The organism is Bradyrhizobium paxllaeri, assembly GCF_001693515.2.
GTDB lineage: Bacteria > Pseudomonadota > Alphaproteobacteria > Rhizobiales > Xanthobacteraceae > Bradyrhizobium > Bradyrhizobium paxllaeri.
On sequence record NZ_CP042968.1, the window covers coordinates 8,000,566 to 8,026,431 of the forward strand.

Here is a 25,866-nt window from a genome sequence, read left to right on the forward strand (position 1 = left end):
TCATCCTCCTCCTTGCAGGGCGGCCCACATTTCCTGGTCGCGCTTGTCGGTCCAGATCACGGGATCGTCGATCCCCGATGCTTCGTCGAACGCGCGCGAGACGTTGAACGGCAGGCAGTGTTCGTAAATGGCGAAGCTGGAAAACTTGGGGTCCATCACCTCGCGCGTCGCGGCAAAGGTCTCTTTCAGCGTACGACCCCTGGCGACCGAACTTTCCGCCGCGCCATAGAGCGAGGTGACGAAATCGCGCGTCATGGCGATCGCATCGCGCCCGGTCGATAATCCCTTCAGCGCGTCACCACGGCCCGGCGCGATCGCCTTCGGATTGAAGGCACGGATTTCATTCAAGGTGGAAGGCCATTCGCGCAAATGCGCATCGCCGCAATAGCAGGCCGAGTGATATTCGATGAGGTCGCCGGAGAACATCACCTCCGCATCCGGCACCCAGGCAACGATATCGCCGGACGTATGCCCGGCGCCGAGCTGTATCAGCCGCACCTCACGTTTGCCGAGATAGATCGACATCTCGCCTTCGAAGGTGAGCGTCGGCCAGGTCAGGCCGGGAATGCTCTCTGCATCCTGGAACAGGCGCGGGAAGCGGCCGTATTCGGAATCCCAATCCTGCTGGCCGCGCTCCTCGATCAGCCGGTAGGTTTCCACCGACGCCACGATGCCCTGCGCCTTGTAGGCGGAGGCGCCCAGCACGCGGACGGCATGATAGTGCGACAGCACGACATATTTGATCGGCTTGTCGGTCACGGTGCGCACGCGCTCGATTACCTTGTTGGCCATCGCCGGCGTCGACTGCGCGTCGAACACCAGGCAGCCGTCGTCGCCGACGATGATCGCCGAGTTCGGATCGCCCTCGGCGGTGAAGGCATAGAGATCGGTGCCGATTTCGGAGAAGGTGATCTTCTTCTCCGCGAGATCGGTGGTGGACGCGAAACCTTTGGCCATCGATTCGATTCCTGACTTCGTTCGGGACGTGAACTATTGCTGCTGTTGTTGCGCTTGCTGCTGGCTCGCACCGAGCATGCGCTGGGCGGCGAGCGCGATGGCCTCCTTCAGCACATCGAGATCGCCGATGTGATTGGCGAGAATGAGAACCAGCGCCGCATCGAGATCGGCGCTTTGCTCGTCGTTGAGCCCATGATGCGCCTCGACGATGGCGCGGAACGCGTCGTCGGGCTTGGCAAAGTTCGAACGGGTCGATAGCGCCATGACGAAACCTCAAATATGGCCTGCGGCGCGCGCCAGCGCGGCATCGAGCGCCGCCCGCGTCGGGTGGCGGAAGCGTGCCGCGACATAGCCGTCGGGGCGCAGCAGATAGGCGGTGCCGGGCTCGGCATCGTAACGCCGGGCGGCAAGGCCCGCAGAATCGGCCAGACCGCCCTTGCCGCCGATCCGGATCGTGCCCAGTCCGTCGGGCCGTTCCGACGCGGCGCCATTGCTAAACTCCAGCAGCGTGAACCCTGTTCCGGCGCCGATGAAAGCTTCGGTGAGATAGATCGGTTCGCCGCCCTGCCCTGTTATCGGCGCGTCCGGCATCGAGGCGCCGGGACGCGGCCCGCCGCGCCAAGGGTCGCCATCGGCGGTCGACAGCGGCGTCTCGTAGATCGAGGGCGTCGAGAGCCGTCCGCCATTCACCATGCGTTTGCCGAACTCGGTTTCCCTGGCGAGCGACAGCACCGCCTTGCGCAGCCGCCCCTCCTGGTGGGAGTTCGGCGCCATGAAGTCGGTCGAGCGGGTGGATTCACGGATGTTCTCGTCGGCCGCGGCGCTTCGCTCGATGTGGTAGCTGCCGAGCAGCGCCTCGGGCGATGTTCCCCGCAGCACGCGGTCGAGCTTCCACGCCAGATTTTCGGCATCCTCCAGCCCGGAATTGGCGCCACGGGCGCCGAACGGCGACACCTGATGCGCGGCATCGCCGGCAAAGATCACCCGGCCGTGGACGAACTTGTTCATTCGCCGGCACTGGAATTTGTACAGCGATATCCATTCGAAATCGAACTTGTCGTGCCCGAGCATGCGGGCGATGCGCGGCCGAACGTTTTCCGGCAGCTTTTCGACGGCGGGATCGGCAAAACGATTGAGCTGCAGGTCGATCCGCCAGATGTCGTCGGGCTGCTTGTGCAACAGCGCCGAGCGTCCGGCATGGAACGGCGGATCGAACCAGAACCAGCGCTCGGTCGGGAATGCCGCGGTCATCTTGACGTCGGCGATCAGGAACTGGTCCTCGAACACCTGGCCGGCAAATTCCGCACCCACCATCTGCCGCAGCGAGGATCGGGCACCGTCGCAGGCGATGACATATTGCGCCGCCAGCCGATAGGGCCCGTCAGGCGTCTGGACCGTCAGCACCACACCGTCGTTGCGCGGCTCAAGCCCCGTCACCTTGTTGCGCCAGCGCAGGTCGATGGCGGGCAGCTCCTCGACGCGATCGACCAGATAGGCCTCGGCATAGAATTGCTGCAGGTTGATGAAGGCCGGCCGCTTGTGGCCTTCCTCCGGCAACAGGTTGAATTGATAAAGCTGGGACTCGCCGTGAAAGATCTTGCCGACGCTCCACACCACGCCCTTGTCGACCATGCGCTGGCCGATGCCGAGCCGGTCCCAGAATTCGAGCGAGCGTTTGGAGAAGCAGATCGCCCGCGACCCCTCGCCGATCCGGTCGGCGTCGTCGAGCAGCACCACCGATTGCCCGCGCTGCGCCAGATCGATCGCCAGCGACAGGCCAACGGGACCCGCGCCGACCACGACCACGGCATGTTCGGCGATATCGGCGCCCGCCCGATCCTGATCGGGGTGGCGACGATAGCCGAACTGGGTTTTAGTCAGCGCCATGCGGGCTCAACCCCGTGACTAGAGATCTTGTTTTGACGCGTTTTCTTGGCGCGAACCGGTATCCATCCACGGATCAAGTCCGAGGACATGCTTCGCCTGAAAACGCTAGCTAGTAACCTGTGGTCCTGCTAAATTAGTCTCACCTGCAACTATCTTAAACCCCGGGCCGGGTCCGGCGTCAACCGAAATCGAGGCTGTTCTTGCCAAAAGCGATGTCAGGCGAAATGGCGGCCGGTCCGCAGGAGGAGAGTGCGCCGAAGAAGGTCGCGCGGCTGGATCTCTTCAAATTCGTGCCGTTCCAGCTCAACCGGCTGGCGGCGGAAGTCAGCTCCGCACTCTCGGTCGAGTATGCGGCCCGCTACGGCCTCGATATTCCGGAATGGCGCGTGCTGGCGACGCTCGGCTTCCGACACGATGCCTGCAGCGCGCAATATATTGCCCACTGCACCCGCACCCACAAATCCACCATCAGCCGCGCCGTCACATCGCTGATGAAGCGGCAGATCATCGAGCGCGTCGAGAACGAGGATGACCGCCGCGAGTTCCGCCTGCGCCTGACACGCAAGGGCGCACAGCTCTACGAGGAACTGATCCCGCGCCTGTTGCGCAAGGAGCAGGAGATTCTCTCGTGCCTTTCCGCGCAGGAGCGTCGGGATTTCGCGCGGCTGCTCGGCAAGATCGAAGAAAGCCTAGAGCTGGTGCAGACCAGCGAAGAGGCGGATGCGAAAGAGGCTTACTGACCGGCTCGAGCGCGGGCCTCGCGGCTCACTTCACCGCCGTCACCACGATCTCCACGATATGCGGCGGTTCGAGATCGACGCCGAGGCAGGCGCGCATCGGCGGATTCTTGCGGTCGACCCATTCGTCCCAGGCGCGGTTCATCTCGGCCTTCTGCTTGATGTCGGCGATATAGACGATCGCCGACAGGATCTTGCTCTTGTCCGTGCCGCACAGAGCGAGGCTTTCGTCGATCCGGGCGAGCGCCTTGACGCTCTGCTCGTACATCGAGGGACTGACCGGATCGGGCGCGACCGCCACCGTGAAAATCAGATCGTCGTGCGCGACGGCACGGCTGCGGGTGGGTGTGAGCCCTGCAAAGCGTTGAATCATGATCGTCTCCGGTTAACAGCTATCAGAGTATGGTGTGCACCGTCATTCCGGGATGGTCCGAAGGACCAGACCCGGAATCTCGAGATTCCGGGTCTGGTCCTTCGGACCATCCCGGAATGACGACGTTCATAACCGATCAATATGTTTCGCGATGACCGGGAAATAATTATCTCCCGATCCCGCATCGATCGCTTCCTGCAACACGGTGCCGATCAGTTCTGCGCCACGGATCCTGATGCCGGCGTCGGACGCGAGCTCCAGCGCGTAGGACAGATCCTTCAGCGCATATTCGGTCGAGAACGCGCGCTCCGGGTAATTACCCGGCACGATCGCCTTCATGCCGTGATTGCGCAGCGCAAAGCTGTCGGCTGAACCCTTTGAGAGTGTATCGAGCAGCAGCTTTGGATCGACGTCATTATGCTTTGCGACCGCCACCGCTTCGGCCAGCGCGTTGACGGTTTCGAACAGCACCATGTTGTTGAGGATTTTTGTCACCTGTCCCGCGCCGACATCGCCGCAATGGGTAACGTCGGTGGCAAAGCAGCGGATCAGCGGTTCGATATCGGCGTAAAGCGAAGGCGTCGTTCCAACCATGACGCTGAGCGTGCCGACCTGCGCCGCCTGCCGCGTGCGCGCGATTGGCGCATCGGCCCAGGCTGCGCTCCTGGCCTGCAATTGACGCGCGAAATCGCGGGTCTGGCTGACCGAGGACGTACCGAGGTCGACCACGATCTGGCCGCTGCGAACATTCTTGAGAATGCCGTCGCCCTCGTACACGGCGCGCACATGCTTGGCGCTCGGCAGGCACAGAAACAGCAGATCGCTTTGCTTGATCACGTCGGCAACGGAGGCCGCCACCTCGGCACCGTCGGCCTTGAGCCGCGCCAGCGGCTCCGCCGACAGATCGAAGGCAAGAACGCGCTTGCCGCTCTTCTTCACGAGATTGCGGCAGATCGGCTCGCCCATCACGCCGAGGCCGATGAAGCCGATTGTCTTGTATTCCGGCATTTTTAGCTGAGCCTATTTTGCAAAGGACCGCGAGGGCACGAGATGCAGCGCGAACGCATCGACCTTGTCGCTGGCGCGCGGGTAGATCTCGCTGACGATCGGATCGTGGCCGGGAATGAAGCGGTCGGGATGGCCGGCCAGCCGCTCGACGGTTTCCCAGCCCTGCGCCATGTCGCCGACATTGTAGACGATCGGAAACGGGCTGCGCTTGTGCAGATTGGCGTAGTAATGCGCCGCGTCCGACGCCAGCACGACCGGACCGCGCGCGGTTTCCACGCGCACCACCTGCAAGCCGTCGGAATGGCCGCCGACCCGATGCACGCTCACGCCGGGCGCGATCTCGCCATCGCCGGAATGAAAGGTGACGCGGTCGCCATAGACATGACGCACCATGGTCGTGACGTGCTCGACCGAAAACGGATGCCGCAGCATGCCGTTGCACATGCAGCGTCCGGTGGCGTAGCTCATCTCGCGCTCCTGCAGATGAAACCGCGCGTTCGGGAAACGATCGAGATTGCCGGCGTGGTCATAGTGCAAATGGGTGACGATCACGTCGCGGATCGTATCGGCGGCGACGCCGAAATTCGCCAGCGCATCGACCGGATTGAGCGTGAGCTTGCGCGCACGCGCTTTCGCCTCTTCGGCGTTGAATCCGGTATCGACCAGGATGTCGCGGCCGACCCCTCGGACCAGCCAGACGAAATAATCGAGGTCCTGCGCCGTGGTGTCGTGCGGATCGGGGACCAGAAAATTCAAATGGGGGGTGCGCGGCGACATCGTCGCATAGCGCAGCGCGTAGATTTCGTAGGCATTTCCCATCGGTGTCGCTTTTCTTTTGTTGTGAACCTGGGCGATGCGGCAGCAAGCCATTGTCATTCGCAAAGGTCAAACGCAGCGCGCGAATGACGACCGCGTAACAATTGCAGAGCTATGTGAGAGGGATCACAATACCATCGGCGGTTGCCACTGAGGACGATCCGCAATTCCAGAGCAGCGGCGATCAACTCGACAGGCGGCGTATCGGACCCCCGCCTTCGCAGAGCAGACCGTCATATTCGGACGCGGCCGGCGATGGACGAAAGCATGGTCGAGCGGATCGGGAACCAGTTGCAATGGCCCAATCACGCCTCAGGTGTTGCCGCCGGTCCACATTGTTAACTCGATTGTTAACTCGGCTTCATTCGCGACGTGCGGTCGCGGTTATTTGTCGCAATTAGTGATGCGATCGCAAGCGGTTGACGGGCAATGCGCGCGGTTTGATAATGCAGGGAGCGTAGAGTATGGTCGCCGCGGCGCAAGCTGGTATCGGCGCCATTTTGGCTGGATTGCCGTCAATATGAAAACCCGCCTCGTATTGTTTTTCTCCCTGTTTTTTGCGGTGGCGTCGGTCGCCCCGTCGTTCGCAGCCGGCGAACGTTATGCACTGGTGATCGGCAACGCGAAATATCCGGACGCCGAGGCGCCGCTCAAGGAGCCGATCAACGATGCGCGCGACATCGCCGAAGAGCTCAAGCGCGACGGCTTCAACGTCGACATCGGCGAGAACCTGACCGGCGAGCAGATGCGCCGCGCCTTCGAGCGCCTTTATGGCAAGATCAAGCCGGGGTCGGTCGCACTGATCTTCTTCTCCGGCTTTGGCGTGCAGTCGAGCCGTCAGAGCTACATGATCCCGGTCGATGCGCAGATCTGGACCGAGCCCGACGTTCGTCGTGACGGTTTCAGCCTCGAGACCGTGCTCGGCGAGATCAACAGCCGTGGTGCCGGGGTCAAGATCGCGCTGATCGACGCCTCCAGGCGCAATCCGTTCGAGCGCCGGTTTCGCAGCTTTTCCGCCGGCTTGGCGCCGGTGATCGCGCCGAACGGCACGCTGGTGATGTATTCGGCGGCGCTCTCGTCGGTCGTTTCCGACAATGGCAGCGACCGCAGCTTGTTTGTGAAAGAGCTGCTGAAGGAAATCCGCACCCCCGATCTGATGGCGGAAGAAACGCTGAACCGCACCCGCGTCGGCGTCACCCGCGCCTCGCGCCAGGAGCAGGTGCCGTGGATCTCGTCGTCGCTGGCGGAAGATTTCTCCTTTATCCCTGGTGGCGCCGGTCCGCGACCGGCGAGCCCGCCACCAGCTCCCGTGGCCGCCGCGCCACCTTCACCTCCCGCACCGGCCCCCGCCCCTCCTCCGCCGGCTCCCGCACCTGCCGCGCCCCAGGTAGCTGCGCCTGCGCCCGCACCACCTCCTCCGGCGCCGCCAAAGCCGGTTGAGGCCGCGATTCCGCCACCTCCACCGCCGGCCAAGCCGGTCGAGAGTCCCAGCCCGAGCGTGCTCGCGCTGGCCGACGACCCGACGATCAAGAGCCTGACCACCAAGCTCAATGACAATCCGGACGACGCTGCCGCGCTGTACCGACGCGGGCAGGTCTATGCCAGCAAGGGCGCTTACGAACTCGCCATCAAGGACTTCAACAATTCGCTGCGGCTGAACCCGAAGGATGTGGAAGCCTACAACAACCGCTGCTGGGCCCGCACGGTGATCGGCGACCTGCAGGCGGCCCTGAAGGATTGCAACGAGGCGCTGCGGCTGCGGCCGAATTTCGTCGACGCGCTCGACAGCCGCGGTCTCGTCAACCTGAAGAGCGGCCAGAACAAGAATGCAATCGCTGATTTCGATGCGGCCCTCAAGATCAACCCGAGATTGACCTCGTCGCTGTACGGCCGCGGCCTTGCCAAGAAGCGCAATGGCTCGATCCCGGAAGGTGATCTGGACATCAATAACGCGAAAGCGATGGACCCCAACATCGTCAAGGAGTTCGCTGATTACGGGGTGCAGTGACGATTTTTTTAAGTGAAGGCTGGCGGCCACTCGAACCCTGTGGCCAGCGCATAGACTAAAGCATAGCAGCCGGCCGCCATCACGCCCCGGCAGCTCATTTGGACAATACGGAACCGCGTGGGAAGCCCGCAGGAGGGAACAGCAATGGCGAATTTCTCGGCAACGAAAACCCTAACCGCAATCGTCTCGGTCGCGGTGCTCGGCGCCGCCGTTTCCTTGAGTGCGGGAACCGCCCTGGCCCAGGACAAGAACGTCACCGAGGATCAGATCATCCGCGCGCTGGCGCCCGAAAAGAAGCCGCTCACCCGCGGCCTCTCGGTTGGCCCGCAGCAGACCGTCGATCCGACCGTGACCGCCGCCGAAAGCAAATTCGTCCAGAAGTTCCGCGGCCGCTCCACGCGGTCGCTCTCGAGCGCCGAGCGCGAGGAAATCGCCACCATCGTCAAGGACAAGCCCAAGATCGATCTGGAGATCAATTTCGACTACAACTCGGCCGATATCAGTGCGAGGTCGCTGCCGTCAGTTCAGGCGCTGGGTCGCGCGCTCACCAACAATGACCTCAAGGGCTCGACCTTCGTGGTCGCTGGCCATACCGACGCGGCCGGCGGCGAGGCCTACAACCAGGACCTCAGCGAGCGCCGGGCCGATGCGATCAAGCGCTATCTCGTCGACAAATATGGCATCAACGGCACCGACCTCGTCACTGTCGGATACGGCAAGAGCAAGCTCAAGGATGCGAGCCAACCGCTGGCGGAAGTGAACCGCCGCGTCCAGGTCGTGAACATGGAAAACAAGGCGACGGCGTCGGCCAAGTAAGGGCGTGGCGCCGAGCAACCGTTTCCGGCTACAATACGTCCCGCAGCCCCGCGTGCGGGACGTATTCGTTTTGGGCTTCATTGCAGGCCGTCGGCCGGCTCAATGAGCCCGTTTAATTTGACTTTCAGTCTGGATTGATGCGGCGATGAAATTCTCCGAATACCTCAAACCTGCGCTCGGAACGACCTTCGTTGTCGTTGTCGCCGCTGGTTATTACTGGTTCGAGCACCGTCCGCGGGCCGAACCAAAGGATACGCCGGGCCAGGCGCTGGTGATCGTGACCAAATCCACCAATGCCTGCTTCTCCGACATGGTCCGCGTTACCGGCTTCATCGTGCCGCGCCGCGAGGCGCAGGTCGGCGTCGATCAGGAAGGCTCGAGGGTAACCGACCTCTTCGTCAAGGAAGGCGACACGGTTACCGAAAACCAGGAGATGGCGCGCCTCACCGCGCCGCCGCAAATGCCAGGCGCCCCCGCCGGCCGGCCCGGGCCGATCTCGCTTCGCGCGCCGGCGGCCGGCCTCGTAACCGAGGCGCGGACCGCGATCGGCGCGCCGGCCTCGCCGCAGGCCGGCCCGATGTTCCGCATTTCCGTGAACAATGAAATCGAGCTGGAAGCCGAAGTGCCGAGCGTTCATCTGCTCAAGCTCAATCCCGGCGCTACGGTTCGCATCAGCCGTGACGATGCGCCCGATGTCGTCGGCAAGGTCCGGCAGATCTCGCCGCAGATCGACCGCACCACCCAGCTCGGCAAGGTGCGGATTTCGCTCAACAACAATCCCTCGCTCAAGGTCGGCATGTTTGCCCGCGCCAATATCGACGCCAAGCGTTCCTGCGGCGTCGCCGTCCCGCGCACCGCCATCGACCGCCTGACCCTGCAGGTGGTCAAGGGCAACACGATCGAGACGCGAAAGGTGCGGGTCGGCCTGACCTCCGAAACCTCAACTGAAATTCTTGAAGGCCTCGACGTCGGCGAAATCGTCGTGGCTGATGCTGGTACCTCGCTGCACGACGGCGACCAGGTCAAGACCATGTTCGCCGACGAACTCGAACGCACGCGGGCACGCTAATGGCTTTGAATATCTCGGCTTGGTCGATCCGGAACCCGCTTCCATCGGTCGTCTTTTCAATCATTCTCCTGGTCCTGGGCTGGGTCAGCTTCACCAAGCTCGCGGTGACGCGGCTGCCTAGCGCCGACATCCCGGTGATTTCGGTCGCCGTCGCGCAGTTCGGCGCCGCTCCCGCGGAGCTGGAATCGCAGGTCACCAAGACCATCGAGGACGGCGTATCCGGCGTCGAAGGCGTGCGGCATATTTCGTCGTCGATCACCGACGGCCTGTCGGTGACGACGATCCAGTTCGCGCTGGAGACCAACACCGACCGCGCCCTGAACGACGTCAAGGACGCCGTCACCCGCGTTCGCGCCAACCTGCCGCAAAACGTCAACGAACCGCTGATCCAGCGCGTCGACGTGATCGGCCTGCCGATCGTGACCTATGCCGCGATCTCGCCGGGCAAGACGCCGGAGCAGCTCTCCTATTTCGTCGACGACGTCGTCAAGCGCGCGCTGCAGGGCGTGCGCGGCGTGGCGCAGGTCGAGCGCATCGGCGGTGTCGAGCGCGAGATCCTTGTGTCGCTCGATCCCGACCGCCTGCAGGCGGCCGGGCTCACCGCCGTCAATGTGAGCCAGATCCTGCGCGGCACCAATGTCGACCTCGCCGGCGGCCGCGCCGAAATCGGCAAGAACGACCAGGCGATCCGCACGCTGGCCGGCGCCAAGACGCTGAACGAACTCGCCGGCACCATGATCCCGCTGTTCGGCGGCGGCGAGGTACGGCTCGACGATCTCGGCACCGTCACCGACACCATCGCCGACCGGCGGACCTTTGCCCGCTTCAACGGCGAGCCCGTGGTGGCGCTCGGCATCAAGCGCTCCAAGGGCGCCAGCGACGTGGTGGTGGCGGCCGCCGTGCAGAAGCGTATCGATGCGCTGAAAGTCGCCTATCCCGACGTCGACCTGAAGATGATCGACACCTCGGTCGACTTCACCAAGGGCAATTATGAAGCAGCGATCTCGACCCTGTTCGAGGGCGCGATCCTTGCCGTCATCATCGTGCTCCTGTTCCTGCGCGATATCAGAGCCACCATTATCGCCGCGATCTCGCTGCCGCTGTCGATCTTCCCGGCGTTCTGGGTGATGGACCTGCTCGGCTTCTCGCTCAACCTGGTCTCTTTCCTCGCTATCACGCTGTCGACGGGTATTCTGGTCGACGATGCCATCGTCGAGATCGAGAACATCGTGCGCCACATGCGCATGGGCAAGTCGCCCTACCGTGCGGCACTCGAAGCTGCCGACGAAATCGGCCTCGCCGTGATCGCGATTTCGCTGACCATCATCGCGATCTTTGCACCCGCCAGCTTCATGTCAGGTATAGCCGGGCAGTTCTTCAAGCAGTTCGGCATCACGGTGTCGGTGCAGGTGTTCTTCTCGCTGCTCGCCGCGCGCTTCGTCACGCCGGTGCTCGCGGCCTACTTCCTCAAGGATCACCCGCACGACGACCCGCCGCCCGGGCGCATCCTGCAGACCTACACCAGGCTCGTGACCTGGTCGGTGAAGCACTACTTCATCACCGTGCTGATCGGCTTCGGCGTGTTCGCGGCGTCGATCTGGAGCATCACGCTGCTGCCGCAAGGCTTCCTGCCGGCGCAGGACACCGCGCGCTCGCTGCTCGCGATGGAATTGCCGCCCGGCTCGCAGCTCGCCTACACCGAAAAGGTGACGGAAGAAATCGTCGCCCGCCTGCGCAAGCGGCCCGAAGTGAAGAGCATCTTCGTCGATGGCGGAAGGGTGCCGCCGGGAACGCAGGAAGTTCGCCGCGCCGCGCTGATCATCAACTACACGCCGAAAGCCGATCGCAAGATTACCCAGCGGCAGCTCGAGCTCGAGATCGGCCAGGAACTCGAAAACGTTCCCGATATCCGTTTCTGGTTCCTCGACGAAAACGGCCTGCGTGCGATTTCGCTTGTTGTGACCGGCGTCGACAGCAACATCGTCAACAACGTCGCCAGCGAATTGGCGACGCAGATGAAGCGGATTCCGATCATCGCCAACGTGATCTCGGAAACCGCGCTCGACCGGCCCGAGCTTCGGATCCGGCCACGCGCCGAACTGGCGGCGCGGCTCGGCGTCTCCACCGAAAGCCTGTCGCAGACGATCCGCGTCGCTACCATCGGCGACGTCGGTCCGGCCTTGGCGAAATTCGACGCCGGCGACCGTCAGGTGCCGATCCGCGTCCAGCTCGAGGACAGCGCGCGCAGCGACCTGCAGATGCTGCAGCAGTTGCGGGTACCGCTCGGCCAACGCGGCGAACGCGGCGGCGTGCCGCTGTCGGTCGTTGCCGACATCCAGCTCGATCAGGGCCCGACCAGCATCAACCGTTACGACCGCGAACGGCAGGCGACGGTGGCCGCCGACCTCGTGGGCAACGCAGCGCTCGGCGACGCGACCAGGATGATATATGAGCTCCCGGTCATGAAGAGCCTGCCGAAGGGCGTGAGGGTGAGCCCGTCCGGCGACGCCGAAAGCCTCAACGAGCTGTCGGAAGGTTTTGCCACCGCCATCACCGCCGGCCTGATGATGGTCTACGCAGTGCTGGTGCTGCTGTTCGGCACCTTCCTGCAGCCGATCACCATCCTGTTCTCGCTGCCGCTCTCGATCGGCGGCGCGATCATTGCGTTGCTTCTGACCGGCAAGCAGCTCACCACGCCGGTGTGGATCGGCATCCTGATGCTGATGGGCATCGTCACCAAGAACGCCATCATGCTGGTCGAATTCGCCGTCGAGGCAATTCGCGAGGGCAAGAAGCGCGACGAGGCGATCATCGACGCCGGCATGAAGCGCGCCCGCCCGATCGTGATGACGACGATCGCGATGGCCGCCGGCATGATGCCGTCAGCGCTCGCCTTCGGCGCTGGCGGCGAATTCCGCTCGCCGATGGCGCTCGCGGTGATCGGCGGCCTGATCTTCTCCACCATCCTGTCGCTGGTGTTCGTGCCGGCGATGTTCATGGTGATGGACGATATCGGCGCCCTGTGCTGGCGCTTGGGCCAGAAACTACTCGTCTCCAGCGGCGAGAGCGAGCCCGCCGGTCACGAGGCGGATCATCATGGCGAGCCGCCCGCCACCAAGGGCCCGCCCTCCCCGCCACCGGCGATGTGGCCTGCGGCGAAGTGAGGGAACGCACCGCTTCACGCAAACTTGCCGCGACATTTGCCGCACCAGTTGCGGATCGCTCTCTCAAATATTCGCTCTCGATCGGAGAACGCCGCGGGCGTATAGCATACCCTCATCCGTCGTGGCGCTTGTCGGCTTCGGCAATCAGCTCGTCCGACACGAATTCCCCACGATCGGCCTCAGCCAGCCCCCTGCTGACCGCCACCCGCTCGTCGTCTGACATCGTGTAAACGCCTGTCCGGCGCGCCTCGATCTCGCGGGCGTATTCGGCAAGCTCCTGCTGGTCCTCGAGCGGCCAGGTCTCGGCATGCTCGATCATTTCCTTGAGTATCCTGTTCATGCGATCATTGTACGGCAGCAGGCGATACCTGACGACGGACAGTAACCTACTCGTTCCTCGCCACCGCCGTCAGCTTGGTCATGTTCTGCAGCAATATCCGTCCGCGCTGCAGGTCCAGGATGCCGTCCTTGCGCCAGAGCTGCAGCTGACGGTTGACGCTTTCGCGGGCGGCGCCGACGAAGACGCCGAGCTGTTCCTGCGAGATATGGACTTCGGAACCGAAATCGGAAGCCAGCGCGCAGAGGCGCCGCGCCAACCTGACCGGCAGCGGTTGCAGCACCGATTCTTCCATCCGTTCGCTCTGCCAGCGGATGCGCTGGCACAACAGCATGATGATCTTGATCGCGACCTTGGGCTCGCGCTCAAGGAAGGCGAGGAAATCCTCGCGCCGCAGCACGAACAGTTCCGACGGCTCGCCGGCGGTAGCGTCCGCGGTGCGGCTCTGGCCGTCGAGCACGGCGACCTCGCCGAAGAGGTCACCGGGGCCCATGAAATTCAGCGTCAGGCGGCTGCCGTCGGAGGCGCCGGTCTCGATCCGGATCTGGCCGCGGCGGACGCCGTACAGGGCGTCGCCAGGATCGCCCTTCTGGAACAACATTTCGCCGATGCCGAGCTGCTGGGTGTGGCAAAGGCCGGAAATGCGCTGCAATTCGTCAGCGCCCAGATCGGCGAACATCGGGTTCATTTTCAAAATGACCGCAAATTCGGCCTGTTTGCTCATTGTCTTGCCTTCCAGATCGGCTTTACCGCCCCCGAACGCCGTTAGCAGGTTTCTCCTGCCGGCAAGTGTGTCATAAGTCACATAACTTTGCAGCAGCTGCGGAATATTTTTGGCTGCTTTGGGCGCTATCCCTTTCCGGGATAAGCTCGCCTGACCGGTTGCGACGGCGTGTCGAGCCACCGAAATAAGAGCCGTTTGCGCGGTCTGGAATATCGATATGAGAGCACTGAAAATTGCCGGCGCCGCCATCGTCGCCGTGGTCGTCGTCATCGCGCTGCTGCTGGTGATCGGCGTCCCCTCCGGCTACCTGACGGCGCAGATCCAGGAGCGGGTCGAGCGCGAGACCGGCTACAAGCTCGCCATCAATGGCGGCGCCAAGGTCGGCCTGTGGCCGCAGCTTAACATCCGGCTGTACGACGTCACGCTGCAGCCGCCGAGCGATCGCGACATCAACCGCCGCTTCGCGGCCTCGGTCATCGAGGCCGACGTGACGCTTGCGAGCGTGTGGGCCGGCAAGCCCCAAATCACCGACCTCGTGATCATCCGCCCGGTGGTGAATCTGCCGCTGCAACGCGAGCGCGCGAGGGACGCTACCTCCGCCGCGAAGCCCGCAAGCGGCAAGTCCGCCGCCGACTTTTCGATCGAGCATATCAGCGTCACCGGCGGCACCATCGTGTTCTCCAATGTGCGCGACCGCGTCGAGCGAAGAATCGAGACCGTTAACGCCGACATCACCATCGATGCCGACCGCAAAGTGGTGGTGACCGGCAGCGGACGCAGCAGCAGCTCTCCGCTGAAATTCGAGATCAAGGCGGCGCTGCCCGCAAGCCCGGTCGAGCGTCAGAACATCCCGGCCGAGATCAAGATCGACGCACCCGACCTCCTGCCTGCGCAGCTCACGGCCAAGGCCGAAGCCCGGCTCAACGGCTCGGTCGTGATGATCAACAGCGTCACCGGCGCGCTCGGCGACGGCGCATTCAACGGCTGGGCCTCGGTCGATCTGTCGAGCAAGCCGCTGGTCAAGCTCGACCTCGATTTCCAGCGGCTTACGGTCGCGATGTCGCGCAGCACCGATTCTTCCTCGGCGCAGCCCTGGAGCAATGCGACGATCGACGTCAATGGCCTCAATTACGTCGACCTGCAGGCGCGCATTTCCGCGGCCGAACTCAAGGTCGGCGACGCGCGCTTCACCCCCGCCGCGATCGAGGCCAACCTCACCAACGGTGTCTTGAAGGCGCAGGTTTCCAATCTCGGCGCCTATGAGGGCAACGCCAGCGGCGACCTGACCGCCGACGTCTCGACCGCCACTCCCACCTATGCGATGCGCGCCGACCTCACCGGCGTGCGCGCGCTACCGCTGCTGAGCGGCCTTGCCGATTTCGACAAGCTTGACGGCAAGATGCAGGCGAAGATCAGCGTGCGCTCCTCCGGCACCAGCCAGCGCGCGATCATGTCGAACATGGCCGGCACCGCCTTCGTCGTGTTTCAGGACGGCGCGATCAAGGGGCTCAATGTCGCGCAGATGATCCGCTCGCTGACGGCGAGTACTTTGTCGGGCTGGCAGGAGGGCGCGGAGAAAGCGACGGATCTGTCGCAATTGTCGGCGTCGTTCAGGATCGACAAGGGCCAGGCGCAGACCACCGACCTCAATCTCGTCGGGCCGCTGGTGAAGATGACCGGCGTCGGCACCATCGATCTCGGCACCAAGCAGATCGGTTTTCGCGTTGAGCCAAAACTCGTGATGACCACCGAAGGCCAGGGTCGCGCCGGCGATCCGGTCGGGTTCGGCATTCCCGTGATGATCGAAGGCCCATGGGGGAGTCCGCGGATCTATCCGGAATTGCAGGGCATCCTCGACAATCCGGAGGCGGGCTATGCCAAGCTGAAAGAAATGGGCAAGGGCCTGTTCGGGCCCAATGGCGCCGGGCTTGGCGCTGCGATCGGCAACCTGCTCGGCGGACAGCCGGGGACGGGTGGCGGACAGGGCAATGCACCCGGCACCGGCCAGGCCGGCAAGCCGAACGAGCCGCTCGGCGGCCAGCTCGGCGAGACCATCGGCAATCTGATTCAGCAGGGTCTGAGCGGATTGGGCCAGAGCCAAGGACAAGGGCAAGGCCAGAGCGGCGCGCGGCCGGGCGGTCAACGCAGCCTGACGCCAACCTCGCCCGCCGAGGCGCCGACCCAGGCTGCGCCAGCGCCGGCCGAACCCGCCGCTCCGGCGCCGCCCGGCGATACGACCGCGCAGCAGGACAGCCAGCCGATGAACGAAGTGTTGCGGCAGTTGTTCAATCGGTGAGGCTGCGAAGCTCACACCGGAACGACGAATATGGCGTGATTTCTGCCTAAAATCGCGGCTAACCATGCCGGCGAACGGTCGGCCGGCCCTCTCGATTCGTGCTAAAAAGGCCCTCATTTCGGGGCGCCAATTGTGGCATGCCCCACAAGCGACGAACGGCTGCGCGCGCTATTCTTGGGCGTGGCGCACGAGGGTCCGGATGAGCGAGGGCAAGGACAGGGTCTGGTTTCTGCGCGAGGGGCTGTTCGCCAAATACGTCGTCGCGCTGGTCGGGCTCGTCGTGTTCGTGCTGGCCGTCAACGGCGCGATGGAAATCTGGATCACCTATCGCGGCATCAAGAGCTCGATCCACGACGGCATGTCGGAAAAGGCGGAGGCGACCGCCAAGCGAATCCAGCAATCGATGTCCGACCTCGAGCGGCAGATCAACTGGGTGACGCGTGCTTCCTCCAACACGACGGACCTGCGCCGCGACGATTATGCGCAATTGCTGCGGCAGGTGCAGCAGGTGAGCCAGCTCTCGCTGCTCAATGCCCAGGGCCGCGAACAGCTTCGCATGACGCGCCAGATCGTCACGCCCGGCAGCAACGCGGACTTCTCCCGGGACGTCAGGCTGACCGAGACCGCCGCACGCGGCACCAGTTTTGCCCCAGCCTACTTCCGCGGCGAGCGGCCGTTCATGTCGATCGTGCTGTCGCATGCCGATGGCAGCATCACCGTCGCCGAGATCGATCTTGATTTCCTGTCCGAGTTCCTGATCGACGCCCAGATCGGCAGGGTGGCGTACGCCTATGTCACGGACGCCAGGGGCGACGTGCTGGCCACGTCCTCGACCGGGCCCGAGGTCAGCAAGAATTTGTCGAAGCTGCCGCAGGTCGCAGCCGTCAGCAGGCCCGGCGGCGTCGCGCCGGCGTCGGGCAGCGATATCAGGGGCGATGCCGTGCTGACGACATCGAGCGTGGTGCCGAAACTCGGCTGGCGCGTGTTCTTCGAGCAGCCGACGGCGCAGGCGCTGACGCCGATCCGCGATCAGCTGGTACGGATCGCGCTTCTGATCGGGCTCGGTCTCGTGGTCGCGATCATCGCCGGCACCATCATGGCGCGGCGCATGCTGGTGCCGATCACGGCGCTGCAGGCCGGCGCGCGGCGGCTCGGCGCCGGCGATTTCGGCCACCGCATCGAGGTGAAGACCGCGGACGAGCTGGAGGAGCTCGCCAACCAGTTCAACGGCATGGCCGGGCAACTCGCCGAGACCTATTCGAACCTCGAATCGAAGGTCAAAGAGCGGACGCGGGACCTGGCGCAATCGATCAACGAGCTCAAGGTGCTCGAGGAGGTCGGCCGCGCGGTCGCCTCCTCGCTCGACCTCAACGCTGTGCTGCCGACGGTCGCCGCGCGCGCGCTCGAAATCACCCACGCCGACGCCGTGCTGATCTATGGCTATGACGCCGGCAATCATCAGTTCAACCTCACCGAGGCGATCGGCATCGACAAATCGGCCGAGGGCCGCCATCGCGCCATCGACGCCGACCACTCTCCGCTCGGCGAAGCCGCCACCAGCGGCGAGCCGATCGCGATTCCTCAGCTCAGCGCGATATCGGAACATCCGCTGCGCGATGTCGCGATCGAAGCGGGCTTCCACTCGGTGCTGGTGGTGCCGCTCGTCGACCAGACCGGCATTCTGGGATCGCTGGTGGTGCTGCGGCGGAACGAGGGCGACTTCTCCGCCAACCTGATCGGCCTGATGAAGACCTTTGCGCACCAGGCGGTGCTGGCGATGCGCAATGCGCGGCTGTTCACCGAAGTGGACCACAAGAGCCGCGAGCTGCAGGACGCCAACAGCATCGTCAGCCAGCAGGCGAGCAAGCTGCAGGAGCAGACCGACCAGCTCCGCGACTGGAACCGCTCGCTGGAGGAGCGCGTCGAGACGCAGCTCGGCGAGATCGAGCGCATCCGGCGTCTGGAGCGTTTCCTCGCGCCGCAGGTGGCGCAACTGATCGCCTCCTCCGACGGCCATGAGGGCCTGCTCGACAGCCACCGCCGCGAAGTGACCGTGGTGTTCTGCGATCTGCGCGGGTTCACCGCGTTCACCGAGACCACCGAGCCGGAAGAGGCGATGAACGTGCTACGCGAATATCATGCAGCCCTGGGCGAGTTGATCTTCAAGTATGAGGGCACGCTCGACCGCTACGCCGGCGACGGCGTGATGATCCTGTTCAACGCGCCGATCCAGTTCGACGACCACACCGCGCGCGCGGTGCGGATGGCGGTGGAAATGCGCGACACGGTCGGCGGCCTGACCGAGAAATGGCGCAACCGCGGCCACAATCTCGGCTTCGGCATCGGCATCGCGCTGGGTTATGCGACGCTCGGCCAGATCGGTTTCGAGCAGCGGCTTGAATATGCGGCGATCGGCAGCGTGACCAATCTGGCCTCGCGGCTGTGCGATGAGGCGAAGGCGAACCAGATCGTGGTGTCCAGGCGCGTCTACGGCATGGTGGAGCAGTGGGTTGAGGGTCGGCCGATCGATGATTTGAACCTGAAGGGATTCAATCATCCGATTTTGGCGGCGGAGATCGTGAGCTGGCGCGAGGCGGTGGATAATGTGGTGGATGCCGCGTCCGCCGCGGCAAGGTTGAAGAAAAAATCCTAACCGTCGTCCCTGCGAACGCAGGCACCCATAACCACTGCTCTGAGTTGTTGAAACAAAGCCGTCTCCCCGCGTGCCCGTTACGCTGGCCGCGGCGTATGGGTCCCTGCGTTCGCAGGGACGACGACGAAGTAACGCGCGCCGCACAGCGCCGCCGCCTCCCATCCCCCTCAATGCCACCCCGGCTGCTGCAGTCGCGCGCGGGTCTGCGCAAGGTCTTCAAGGTTGCTCTCGATCTGCCCGCGGCAGATGCCGATATCCCTGAGTTCGCGGTCGTCGAGCTGGTAGAGCGCGGCGCGCACGGCGTTAGCCTCATGGCGCGCGATCACGCCTGCGAAGAAGCGGTTGATGAAACGGCGCAGGTGCGCCAGCCTAACCGCAGTTCGCAACGCAAATGGCCTGGTGGCGGAACTCTGTATGCTGGTCAGAACAGTCATTGCTGTGTTCTCCAAAGCCGGAACCCGTTGGCCCTGCCTGTCCTCCCTTTCTACCGAAGGCCTGCTGCCAGCATGGTGTCAGCAGCGTCGCGCCGGGGAGATATGGCGGGCCCGCTTCCGCCTTCGCTCTGGCGAGCTACGGCGGACAGGTCGCTTTGCTACTAATGCGCCATTGATTTCAAACAGCACGATCTCGATCCGTCATCTCAGGCAATAAGCGCGCTTGCGCTTGTTCCGAAGGAACGCGGAACGCACGTCTCGAAACACGACGAGTTGAACATTTCTCCACGTGCCAAAACAAAATCAATGAGCGCGGGAATGTGGCGCCGACAGAAATCGCTGCTGGCGACAGCCATTAATCCCGCTTGGCGCCAACGTGCCCTTTCTGGTATCCAAGGCCCTGAATTTGAGAAGGAATTGCCGATGCCCGTTCTTGCTGCGCGCGATCTCACGCCGAAGCTCACTGCCGTGATTGTCGCAAGCGCGCTCTGCCTTTCCCCCACCGCCCTCCTCGCTGCCGACGAGGACGCCGCCCCCAAGGGCGCCGCGGTCACCGTGCTCAAGGCCGCGAAATCCTGTTTTGCCAATATCGTCGAGGTCTCCGGCACCATCATTCCGCGCGAGGAGACGCAGGTGCGGCCCGAGCGGATGGGGCTGAAGGTGGCCGAGGTGATGGTGGATGCGGGCGACAGCGTTACCGCGGGGCAGGCGATGGCGAAGCTGAATTTGCCCGAGGGCGGATCGATCACGGTGCAGGCGCCGGTGGCGGGGGTGGTCTCGGCCTCCACCGCGTCGGTCGGCGCGATGGCCTCAGCCAAGGGCGAGGCGCTGTTCTCGATCATCGCGCGCGGCGAGTTCGACCTGGTCGGCATGGTGCCGACGCGCGATATCCAGAAGCTGCAGGTGAACCAGACCGCGCGGATCAAGGTGATCGGCGCCGGCGAGGTCGACGGCAAGGTGCGGCGGCTCTCGACCACCGTGGAGCCGAACAGCCAGCTCGCGCAAGTGTTCGTCGGCGTCACCACCAACCGCCGCCTGCTGGTCAATTCATCGGGCCGCGCGCAGATCAAGACCGGGCAGAGCTGCGGCGTCGCGGTGCCGCTGACCGCGATCCTCTACGGCACCGCCGGCACCGTGGTGCAGGTGGTGCGGCGCGCCCGCGTCGAAACGCGGCGGGTGGAGACCGGACTGATGGCGGCCGGCCAGGTCGAGATCACCTCCGGCCTGCAGGAAGGCGACATCGTGGTGGCGCGCGCCGGCGCGCTGCTGCGCGAGGGCGATCCGGTGCGGGCGGTGACGGCGAGCGCCGACGCGAAGTAGAGGCCACCGTCATGCCCGGGCAGAAGCGCGAAGCGCGTTCGCGCCAGATGTCCCGGGCATCCACTTTCTACATTTCGGCGGATGCAAAGACGTGGATGGCCGGGACAAGCCCGGCCATGACGAAAGAGAGCGATGTCTTGATGGGTGCGCGGGTCAAGCCCGAGCATGACAGCCCGAATTACCCGCCGATGCGGACGTCTTCCATCAGGGACGAGGAGACCTGCGGCACCTGCTCGCCATCGGAGGCGCGGGAGATCGAGATGCGGGTCTTGTTGAAGGCGCTGGCGGCGCCGGACTGCGAACTGAGATTGTTCAGCAGCTCGGTGACGAGCACGCTGTACTGGCCCTTGCCGTCATCGGCGACCTTGCCCGGCGTCGCCGAGGTCAGGATCAACGCGTTCTCCGGCGCCGAGATCGGGGCGAGGCCGTGGGAGTAAGAGCGGAAGCGGCGCTCATAGGGATTGCGGCGGGACGCGTCGACGACGACGAGCTTGGCCTTGGCGCCCTTCTCGGTCATCGCGTCCAGCACCTGCTCAATCGAGACGCCGTCGCGGCGGACGTCGCCCTCCTTCCAGATCGCGGCATCGACCGGGATCATGAAGCTCTCGCGGCCGACCTGGACGCCAAAGCCGCCGAAGAACAGCATCGCGACCGTGTCCGGCTTGATCTTGTCCTTCAGGCGGGCGACGGCGCGGGCCATGTCGTCCTTGGTGGCATCCTCGACCACGTCGACGTCAAAACCCTTGGCGCGCAGCGCAGCGGTGAGGCCGCGGGCATCGTTGATGGGCTGGGACAGCGGCGCTGACGCATCCGGATAATGGCCGTTGCCGATGACCAGCGCGACGCGGTTGCCGGAAGCCCCGATCGAGCCGGTCTGCTCGGTGCCAACAGCCTTGGCGGCGTCGAGCGAACGCTTGTTCAGCGCGGCATGGGCGCCGATCGCCAGCGACACCAGGCCGACAAACGCCACGGCAATGGTGACGCTGCGGCGGGAAATGTGGAGCTGACCGAGGTTCATCGCGTTACCATTCCCAAGTTTCTGTCTGAAGGCGCCGAGCAAGACCGCGCCAGTTAGTCGCGTGAGCAGCATTCAGGTTTGAAGGGGTTGCACGGTGTGTGCCGCCCAATTGCGCTCAATTTGCGGCACCGCAACAACCCGGCTTTTAGCCTGTCAGCCCCTCCCGAACAACCTCATTTGATGCATGGGGCCGCCCGCGACAGACGATGGATAAAGGTTAAGATTTGCTATGTGACCTGCATCACTGTTTGTGTTTTCTGCCGATTTGTATAGTTTTCAAGGGCTTGCAGGCCCGAATCCGGCCGGCGGTGGCCGCGCTAAGCTATTTGCCATGCTCAACGCGGCCCTCCCTTCACCGTTCCGGCGGAAAGAAACTGCATGGGTTTTCACACCATCGCCGGCGCCGCATTTCGGGCGCTGACCGCGCGGAAAGACGGCCCGTCGCTCTACGACGTCTGCGACCCCGTGCTGCTGAAATACCGCGGCGGCGACCCGCACCTGGGGAAGTTCTATCGTACCGCGCTCGGTAACCCGGCGCTGCGGCCGCTGTTGCGGCGGACCGGGCATCCGGCCCTGCAGGACGAGAAGCGGCTTGGCGCCCTGCGCGAGGCGCTGGTCCGGGCCCGCGACGATGCCGAGCCGGACTGGGCCGCGGTCGGCCAGCCGATCGCCGAGCTGATGGCCGACATCGACGTCCGCCACCCCTCCCCGCCTCATGTGAAGGCGCCGGCGCAGGCGCCCGGTGCCGCCGAGATCGACCGGGTGATCCGCCGCTGCGGCGCGCATCTGCTGGGCTCGTTTTCGAAAAACGGCTTCCTGCCGACCTACGCCGCCTTCAACCTGATCGGCGATGCCGACATGGGCGGGCGCGAAATGCTGATGGCGCTGACCGGGCTGAACTCGCGCGGCTACAAGAACTCGACGCTGTTGTTCAGCCTGGCGCGGATCTTCATCGCGCATTCGCCGGCCCGCGCGCTGATCAACCCTCCTTGGACGGGTATCGCCGAGCCGATGTGGGAGCCGGTGCAGATCCGCCACCGCTCCGCCTATTACGACGCCTTCTTCACCGAGGCGCTGCTAAGCTATCTCGAGACCGGGCTGGCGTCGAAGGAAGAGACCGTGGCGTCAAAGCGCGCGATCGACGAGATGGTGGATTTCTGCCTGAAGACTTCGGCCGAGGAAGTGCCCTCGCATGACGGCTCGACGGTGCGGGTGATCACCGCGCTAGCGCCGCTGCCGCATCCGCGCTTCTCGCGCTTCTTCGCCCAGATCAAGCAGGACCTGGGCTTCGGCATCTACGTGCCGGACTGCGACACCACCGCGTGCTCGTTTTCGGCGGCGACGCAAGCGGGTTCGACCGACCCGATCCTCGACCAGCCGCTGCTCGATTTCTACCGCGGCTATCAGGTGCGCGAGGGCGCCAACGAGCCGCGCGTCACCGTGCCCCTCAACGACAATATCGATTACGAAGGCGGCGTCGTCACCTGGATCGACAATATCAAGGGCGAGCGCCCCTACGGCAACGACCTCGATCCCACCCTCAATCTCGATATTCTCGAAGTCTCTTTCCGCAACCTTGCGCGCTGGAAGATCCTGGAGACGCCGCAGCGGCTGGAGACCGTGCATCGCATCATCGGCTTCCAGCGGAGGCTCGCCGAAAGCGGCGCCTTCGCCGATCCGCGCTCGCATATCTACTATCTGCCGGAACTGTACTCCGCCTATTTCGGCCGCTGCCATGCCGCATTCATGGCATTGCCCGAAGCCGCGCGGCGGAGAATCGATCCAGACGGCGCGTTCGAATTCATCCGGGGCAAGGTGCTCGCCTATGTCGAGGGTGAATTGATCGCGCGCGAGATGAATCCGTTCGACGCCGCGCTGGCGTTGATGGCGCTGGCGCATCTCGGCGCCGACGCCTCGACGTTCGCGCCAGCGCTCAACTGCATCGTCGCCCAGCTCGGCGAAGGCGGCCGGCGCGGGCCGTACCGCGCCTATGAGTGGAACAAGATGAAGACGCCGACGCGGATTCTGGTCGGCGGCCCCGAGGTGACGTCGGCGTTCGTGCTGATGGGCCTGGCGCTGGCGCGGCGGGTGATGGGGAATTCGTAGGGTGGGCAAGGCGAAGCGTGCCCACCATCCAGACGATGCGTTGCGGATAGATGGTGGGCACGGCGCAAGAGCGCCTTTGCCCACCCTACGATTCCGGCGCTTGCGGAAGGGCTCACAAATGACAGGAAGTTGAAAGCGATGCGACGCTGCGGCTCTGGCACGTCGGCCGCTTTGTCCGCACAATCCGCCGAATTGGTGCGCATCATTCCGCTGGGACCGCTGATGACATTACGGAGATTGCTGTCCGCGCTCTTGCTGCTGTCGCTTCCCGCCGTCTCCCACGCGGCCGACATCACCGGCGTGCCGAAGATCCGCGAAGGCGATCAGCTGCAGATCGGCAACCACCGCATCCGCCTCGGCGGTATCGACGCGCCGGCCGTCGATCAGCTCTGCCTCAATACCAAGGCCGAGCGCTGGACCTGCGGTGCTGCCGCGCGCGACGAACTGACAAAACGCTTCGGGGGCAAGAGCTGGACCTGTCAGGCGCGCAACGTCGTCGATCGCCGCGGCCGCATCGTGGCGCGCTGCCAGGCGGATGGCGAGGACATCCAGAAATGGCTGGTGTCGAACGGCTGGGCACTGGCGCTGACGCGGATCTCGCGCGATTACGAGGCGGACGAAAAGGCCGCGCGCGAGGCCAAGGTCGGGATGTGGCAGGGCGCGTTCATCGCGCCGTGGGACTGGCGCGTCCGCAACAAGAAGACCGCCGTTCTCGGCGCCGTCACACCGCCCGAAAATGCCAGGGCGGTTCTGCTGGCATCGGCATCCGGCCCGGTCGCGCCATCGCCCGATTGCACCATCAAGGGCAACGTCAACCGCTCCGGCGAGTGCATCTATCATCAGCCGACCAGCCGCTGGTATGCGAAGATCGAGATGAAGATTTCGAAGGGCACGCGCTGGTTCTGCTCGGTCGAGGAGGCCGAAGCCGCGGGCTGCAGAGAGACGCGGCGGTAGTTTTCTTTCTTGCCTCGCCCCGCTTGCGGTAGGCTTATCGCCTATCGTCATGGCCGGGCTTGTCCCGGCCATCCACGTCTTTTGGCGCGGAGATTAAGACGTGGATGCCCGGGACAAGCCCGGGCATGACGAGTTTGTGGACACACAGAACCCTCTCCCCGCGAAGAGGAGCAGGGAGAGAGAGCGGCAGCGACGGTGCCTGATCAACGCATCGAAAAGCGATTGCGGCGGCAACGGCGGGGCGGATGGCGTCGCGCCTTCATGCTCGCGGCCGTCATCCTCGGCGGGTACGGTCTCCTCGCCTACCTGGTGCTGCCGGGTTTCTGGACGCATTACGAGCATCAGCGCGGGCTCGCCGAGATGCCGATGGTGACGCGCACCGCCCAGGGTATTCCGGGCGACCCCATGAATGTCGGGCTGATCGGCGACACGAGCGACATCGTCTGCGCGATGCACGCGGCCGGCTGGTATCCAGCCGACCGGATCACGCTGAAATCCTCGATCGAGATTGTCGGCAGCGTGCTGCTCGACCGTCCCTACAAGGACGCGCCGGTCAGCAATCTCTATTATCTCGGCCGCCGCGAGGATCTTGCGTTTGAAAAGCCGATCGGGACCAGCGCCGACCGCCGCAATCATGTGCGCTACTGGAAGGTGCTGGAGAGCGGCGAGGAGAAGCGTCCGGTCTGGCTCGGCGCCGCGACGCAAGATCGCGGCGTCGGCGTCAGCCACTACACCGCCGCCGTCACGCACCACATCAGCCCCGATCTCGACGCTGAGCGCGCGTTGCTTGCGGCTGACCTGGAAAATGCCGGCATGGTGGAAGCGAAATACCAGGTCACCGGGATCGGGCCGACACTCGCGGGGCGTAATGGCGGCGGCGACCTCTATTACACTGACGGCGAAATCTGGGTGCTGCGGCTGGTGGAAGCCTGCAAGAAGCGCGAGGGACCCGCGGTTGCGATCCCGAGCCCGCCGGCGACCCAATTGAAGGACCAGATCTGGCGCGCGATCGCGGATGCCGTGGGGAAATAACGTGCGGCGCAGTTTCGAGGCGCGGAGCAATCAGAACAATTTGATCCTCTTTTGCGACCCTGGATTGCGTCGCTGCGCTCGCAATGACGGTTCCGATCGAATATTATCTCGGCCAAACCTCACGCCTCGATTCCGCGTGCTTGCCCATAAGGAAAAC

Annotated in this window: 21 protein-coding genes; 11 read left to right on the forward strand and 10 right to left on the reverse strand. The window is 64.3% G+C overall.

Going from position 1 to position 25,866, the window contains the following annotated elements:
- The 3 genes from LMTR21_RS38220 to LMTR21_RS38230 are packed head-to-tail and all read right to left on the reverse strand — an operon-like array spanning window position 1 to window position 2,844.
- Entirely contained in the window at window positions 1-957 is a 957-nt protein-coding gene (locus LMTR21_RS38220; protein WP_065752380.1) for an MBL fold metallo-hydrolase, read from the reverse strand.
- Window positions 958-990: 33 nt separating this feature from the next.
- On the reverse strand, window positions 991-1,221 hold the full coding sequence (locus LMTR21_RS38225; RefSeq protein WP_065752381.1) for a DUF2783 domain-containing protein: 231 nt from the start codon (window positions 1,219-1,221) through the stop codon (window positions 991-993).
- 9 nt (window positions 1,222-1,230) lie between these two features.
- Window positions 1,231-2,844, reverse strand: a complete 1,614-nt coding sequence (locus tag LMTR21_RS38230; protein WP_065752382.1) for an FAD-dependent oxidoreductase — start codon at window positions 2,842-2,844, stop codon at window positions 1,231-1,233.
- A 212-nt stretch (window positions 2,845-3,056) separates the two neighbouring features.
- Here LMTR21_RS38230 and LMTR21_RS38235 point away from each other — a divergent pair, with 212 nt between their 5' ends.
- Entirely contained in the window at window positions 3,057-3,584 is a 528-nt protein-coding gene (locus tag LMTR21_RS38235) for a MarR family winged helix-turn-helix transcriptional regulator (RefSeq protein WP_065752383.1), read from the forward strand.
- A 25-nt stretch (window positions 3,585-3,609) separates the two neighbouring features.
- Here the strand turns inward: LMTR21_RS38235 and LMTR21_RS38240 are convergent, their stop codons facing one another.
- The 3 genes from LMTR21_RS38240 to LMTR21_RS38250 form a co-directional block, all read right to left on the reverse strand.
- Window positions 3,610-3,954: a RidA family protein gene (locus LMTR21_RS38240; protein WP_084030558.1), complete on the reverse strand. Its 345-nt coding sequence runs from the start codon at window positions 3,952-3,954 to the stop codon at window positions 3,610-3,612.
- 126 nt (window positions 3,955-4,080) lie between these two features.
- Window positions 4,081-4,962 carry an NAD(P)-dependent oxidoreductase gene (locus tag LMTR21_RS38245; protein ID WP_084030559.1) on the reverse strand — a complete coding sequence of 294 codons (882 nt, stop codon included), beginning with the start codon at window positions 4,960-4,962 and terminating at the stop codon, window positions 4,081-4,083.
- A gap of 12 nt (window positions 4,963-4,974) precedes the next feature.
- Window positions 4,975-5,781, reverse strand: coding sequence for an N-acyl homoserine lactonase family protein (locus LMTR21_RS38250; RefSeq protein WP_065752385.1), 807 nt, complete (start codon window positions 5,779-5,781; stop codon window positions 4,975-4,977).
- 517 nt (window positions 5,782-6,298) lie between these two features.
- Between LMTR21_RS38250 and LMTR21_RS38255 the strand changes: the two genes are divergently transcribed.
- The 4 genes from LMTR21_RS38255 to LMTR21_RS38270 all read left to right on the forward strand — a co-directional run bounded on the left by LMTR21_RS38255 (window position 6,299) and on the right by LMTR21_RS38270 (window position 12,835).
- Entirely contained in the window at window positions 6,299-7,786 is a 1,488-nt protein-coding gene (locus LMTR21_RS38255) for a caspase family protein (protein WP_148636050.1), read from the forward strand.
- A 144-nt stretch (window positions 7,787-7,930) separates the two neighbouring features.
- Complete coding sequence (locus LMTR21_RS38260; RefSeq protein ID WP_065752387.1) at window positions 7,931-8,602, forward strand: OmpA family protein; 672 nt, start codon at window positions 7,931-7,933, stop codon at window positions 8,600-8,602.
- A gap of 145 nt (window positions 8,603-8,747) precedes the next feature.
- Window positions 8,748-9,671 (forward strand): efflux RND transporter periplasmic adaptor subunit, encoded by a 924-nt coding sequence (locus LMTR21_RS38265; RefSeq protein ID WP_065752388.1) that lies wholly within the window; start codon window positions 8,748-8,750, stop codon window positions 9,669-9,671.
- On the forward strand, window positions 9,671-12,835 hold the full coding sequence (locus tag LMTR21_RS38270; RefSeq protein WP_065752389.1) for an efflux RND transporter permease subunit: 3,165 nt from the start codon (window positions 9,671-9,673) through the stop codon (window positions 12,833-12,835). The genes LMTR21_RS38265 and LMTR21_RS38270 overlap by 1 nt, the downstream gene beginning before the upstream one ends.
- A 112-nt stretch (window positions 12,836-12,947) precedes the next feature.
- Here the strand turns inward: LMTR21_RS38270 and LMTR21_RS38275 are convergent, their stop codons facing one another.
- On the reverse strand, window positions 12,948-13,175 hold the full coding sequence (locus tag LMTR21_RS38275) for a hypothetical protein (protein ID WP_065752390.1): 228 nt from the start codon (window positions 13,173-13,175) through the stop codon (window positions 12,948-12,950).
- Window positions 13,176-13,221: 46 nt separating this feature from the next.
- Window positions 13,222-13,896 carry a Crp/Fnr family transcriptional regulator gene (locus LMTR21_RS38280; protein WP_065752391.1) on the reverse strand — a complete coding sequence of 225 codons (675 nt, stop codon included), beginning with the start codon at window positions 13,894-13,896 and terminating at the stop codon, window positions 13,222-13,224.
- Window positions 13,897-14,113: 217 nt separating this feature from the next.
- Here LMTR21_RS38280 and LMTR21_RS38285 point away from each other — a divergent pair, with 217 nt between their 5' ends.
- The gene (locus LMTR21_RS38285; protein WP_065752392.1) at window positions 14,114-16,192 is read left to right on the forward strand and encodes an AsmA family protein; all 2,079 of its coding nucleotides are present in this window, start codon (window positions 14,114-14,116) and stop codon (window positions 16,190-16,192) included.
- Window positions 16,193-16,391: 199 nt separating this feature from the next.
- A complete protein-coding gene (locus LMTR21_RS38290) occupies window positions 16,392-18,845 on the forward strand; it encodes an adenylate/guanylate cyclase domain-containing protein (RefSeq protein WP_065752393.1) in 2,454 nt (817 codons plus the stop codon).
- A 167-nt stretch (window positions 18,846-19,012) separates the two neighbouring features.
- Here the strand turns inward: LMTR21_RS38290 and LMTR21_RS38295 are convergent, their stop codons facing one another.
- Window positions 19,013-19,279, reverse strand: a complete 267-nt coding sequence (locus LMTR21_RS38295; RefSeq protein WP_084030560.1) for a DUF1127 domain-containing protein — start codon at window positions 19,277-19,279, stop codon at window positions 19,013-19,015.
- Between the two features lie 423 nt (window positions 19,280-19,702).
- On the opposite strand from LMTR21_RS38295, the gene LMTR21_RS38300 reads away from it, so the two are divergent.
- On the forward strand, window positions 19,703-20,599 hold the full coding sequence (locus tag LMTR21_RS38300) for an efflux RND transporter periplasmic adaptor subunit (protein WP_065752395.1): 897 nt from the start codon (window positions 19,703-19,705) through the stop codon (window positions 20,597-20,599).
- Between the two features lie 178 nt (window positions 20,600-20,777).
- Here the strand turns inward: LMTR21_RS38300 and LMTR21_RS38305 are convergent, their stop codons facing one another.
- A complete protein-coding gene (locus LMTR21_RS38305; RefSeq protein ID WP_065752396.1) occupies window positions 20,778-21,617 on the reverse strand; it encodes a caspase family protein in 840 nt (279 codons plus the stop codon).
- A gap of 378 nt (window positions 21,618-21,995) precedes the next feature.
- On the opposite strand from LMTR21_RS38305, the gene LMTR21_RS38310 reads away from it, so the two are divergent.
- From LMTR21_RS38310 to LMTR21_RS38320, 3 genes are all read left to right on the forward strand, one after another.
- Complete coding sequence (locus LMTR21_RS38310) at window positions 21,996-23,723, forward strand: hypothetical protein (RefSeq protein ID WP_065752397.1); 1,728 nt, start codon at window positions 21,996-21,998, stop codon at window positions 23,721-23,723.
- A gap of 222 nt (window positions 23,724-23,945) precedes the next feature.
- Window positions 23,946-24,677: a thermonuclease family protein gene (locus tag LMTR21_RS38315; RefSeq protein WP_065752428.1), complete on the forward strand. Its 732-nt coding sequence runs from the start codon at window positions 23,946-23,948 to the stop codon at window positions 24,675-24,677.
- A 261-nt stretch (window positions 24,678-24,938) separates the two neighbouring features.
- Complete coding sequence (locus LMTR21_RS38320; RefSeq protein WP_084030561.1) at window positions 24,939-25,709, forward strand: LssY C-terminal domain-containing protein; 771 nt, start codon at window positions 24,939-24,941, stop codon at window positions 25,707-25,709.
- The last annotated feature ends 157 nt before the right edge of the window (window positions 25,710-25,866 follow it).

Bases quoted from the DNA above. Each gene is read 5' to 3' on its own strand.
- LMTR21_RS38260 (WP_065752387.1), top strand. From the start codon at position 7,931: ATGGCGAATTTCTCGGCAACGAAAACCCTAACCGCAATCGTCTCGGTC.
- LMTR21_RS38230 (WP_065752382.1), bottom strand. From the start codon at position 2,844: ATGGCGCTGACTAAAACCCAGTTCGGCTATCGTCGCCACCCCGATCAG.
- LMTR21_RS38305 (WP_065752396.1), bottom strand. From the start codon at position 21,617: ATGAACCTCGGTCAGCTCCACATTTCCCGCCGCAGCGTCACCATTGCC.
- LMTR21_RS38315 (WP_065752428.1), top strand. From the start codon at position 23,946: ATGACATTACGGAGATTGCTGTCCGCGCTCTTGCTGCTGTCGCTTCCC.
- LMTR21_RS38235 (WP_065752383.1), top strand. From the start codon at position 3,057: ATGTCAGGCGAAATGGCGGCCGGTCCGCAGGAGGAGAGTGCGCCGAAG.
- LMTR21_RS38255 (WP_148636050.1), top strand. From the start codon at position 6,299: ATGAAAACCCGCCTCGTATTGTTTTTCTCCCTGTTTTTTGCGGTGGCG.
- LMTR21_RS38300 (WP_065752395.1), top strand. From the start codon at position 19,703: ATGCCCGTTCTTGCTGCGCGCGATCTCACGCCGAAGCTCACTGCCGTG.
- LMTR21_RS38270 (WP_065752389.1), top strand. From the start codon at position 9,671: ATGGCTTTGAATATCTCGGCTTGGTCGATCCGGAACCCGCTTCCATCG.
- LMTR21_RS38225 (WP_065752381.1), bottom strand. From the start codon at position 1,221: ATGGCGCTATCGACCCGTTCGAACTTTGCCAAGCCCGACGACGCGTTC.
- LMTR21_RS38245 (WP_084030559.1), bottom strand. From the start codon at position 4,962: ATGCCGGAATACAAGACAATCGGCTTCATCGGCCTCGGCGTGATGGGC.
- LMTR21_RS38285 (WP_065752392.1), top strand. From the start codon at position 14,114: ATGAGAGCACTGAAAATTGCCGGCGCCGCCATCGTCGCCGTGGTCGTC.
- LMTR21_RS38240 (WP_084030558.1), bottom strand. From the start codon at position 3,954: ATGATTCAACGCTTTGCAGGGCTCACACCCACCCGCAGCCGTGCCGTC.
- LMTR21_RS38295 (WP_084030560.1), bottom strand. From the start codon at position 19,279: ATGACTGTTCTGACCAGCATACAGAGTTCCGCCACCAGGCCATTTGCG.
- LMTR21_RS38310 (WP_065752397.1), top strand. From the start codon at position 21,996: ATGGGTTTTCACACCATCGCCGGCGCCGCATTTCGGGCGCTGACCGCG.
- LMTR21_RS38250 (WP_065752385.1), bottom strand. From the start codon at position 5,781: ATGGGAAATGCCTACGAAATCTACGCGCTGCGCTATGCGACGATGTCG.
- LMTR21_RS38320 (WP_084030561.1), top strand. From the start codon at position 24,939: ATGCTCGCGGCCGTCATCCTCGGCGGGTACGGTCTCCTCGCCTACCTG.
- LMTR21_RS38265 (WP_065752388.1), top strand. From the start codon at position 8,748: ATGAAATTCTCCGAATACCTCAAACCTGCGCTCGGAACGACCTTCGTT.
- LMTR21_RS38290 (WP_065752393.1), top strand. From the start codon at position 16,392: ATGAGCGAGGGCAAGGACAGGGTCTGGTTTCTGCGCGAGGGGCTGTTC.
- LMTR21_RS38220 (WP_065752380.1), bottom strand. From the start codon at position 957: ATGGCCAAAGGTTTCGCGTCCACCACCGATCTCGCGGAGAAGAAGATC.
- LMTR21_RS38275 (WP_065752390.1), bottom strand. From the start codon at position 13,175: ATGAACAGGATACTCAAGGAAATGATCGAGCATGCCGAGACCTGGCCG.
- LMTR21_RS38280 (WP_065752391.1), bottom strand. From the start codon at position 13,896: ATGAGCAAACAGGCCGAATTTGCGGTCATTTTGAAAATGAACCCGATG.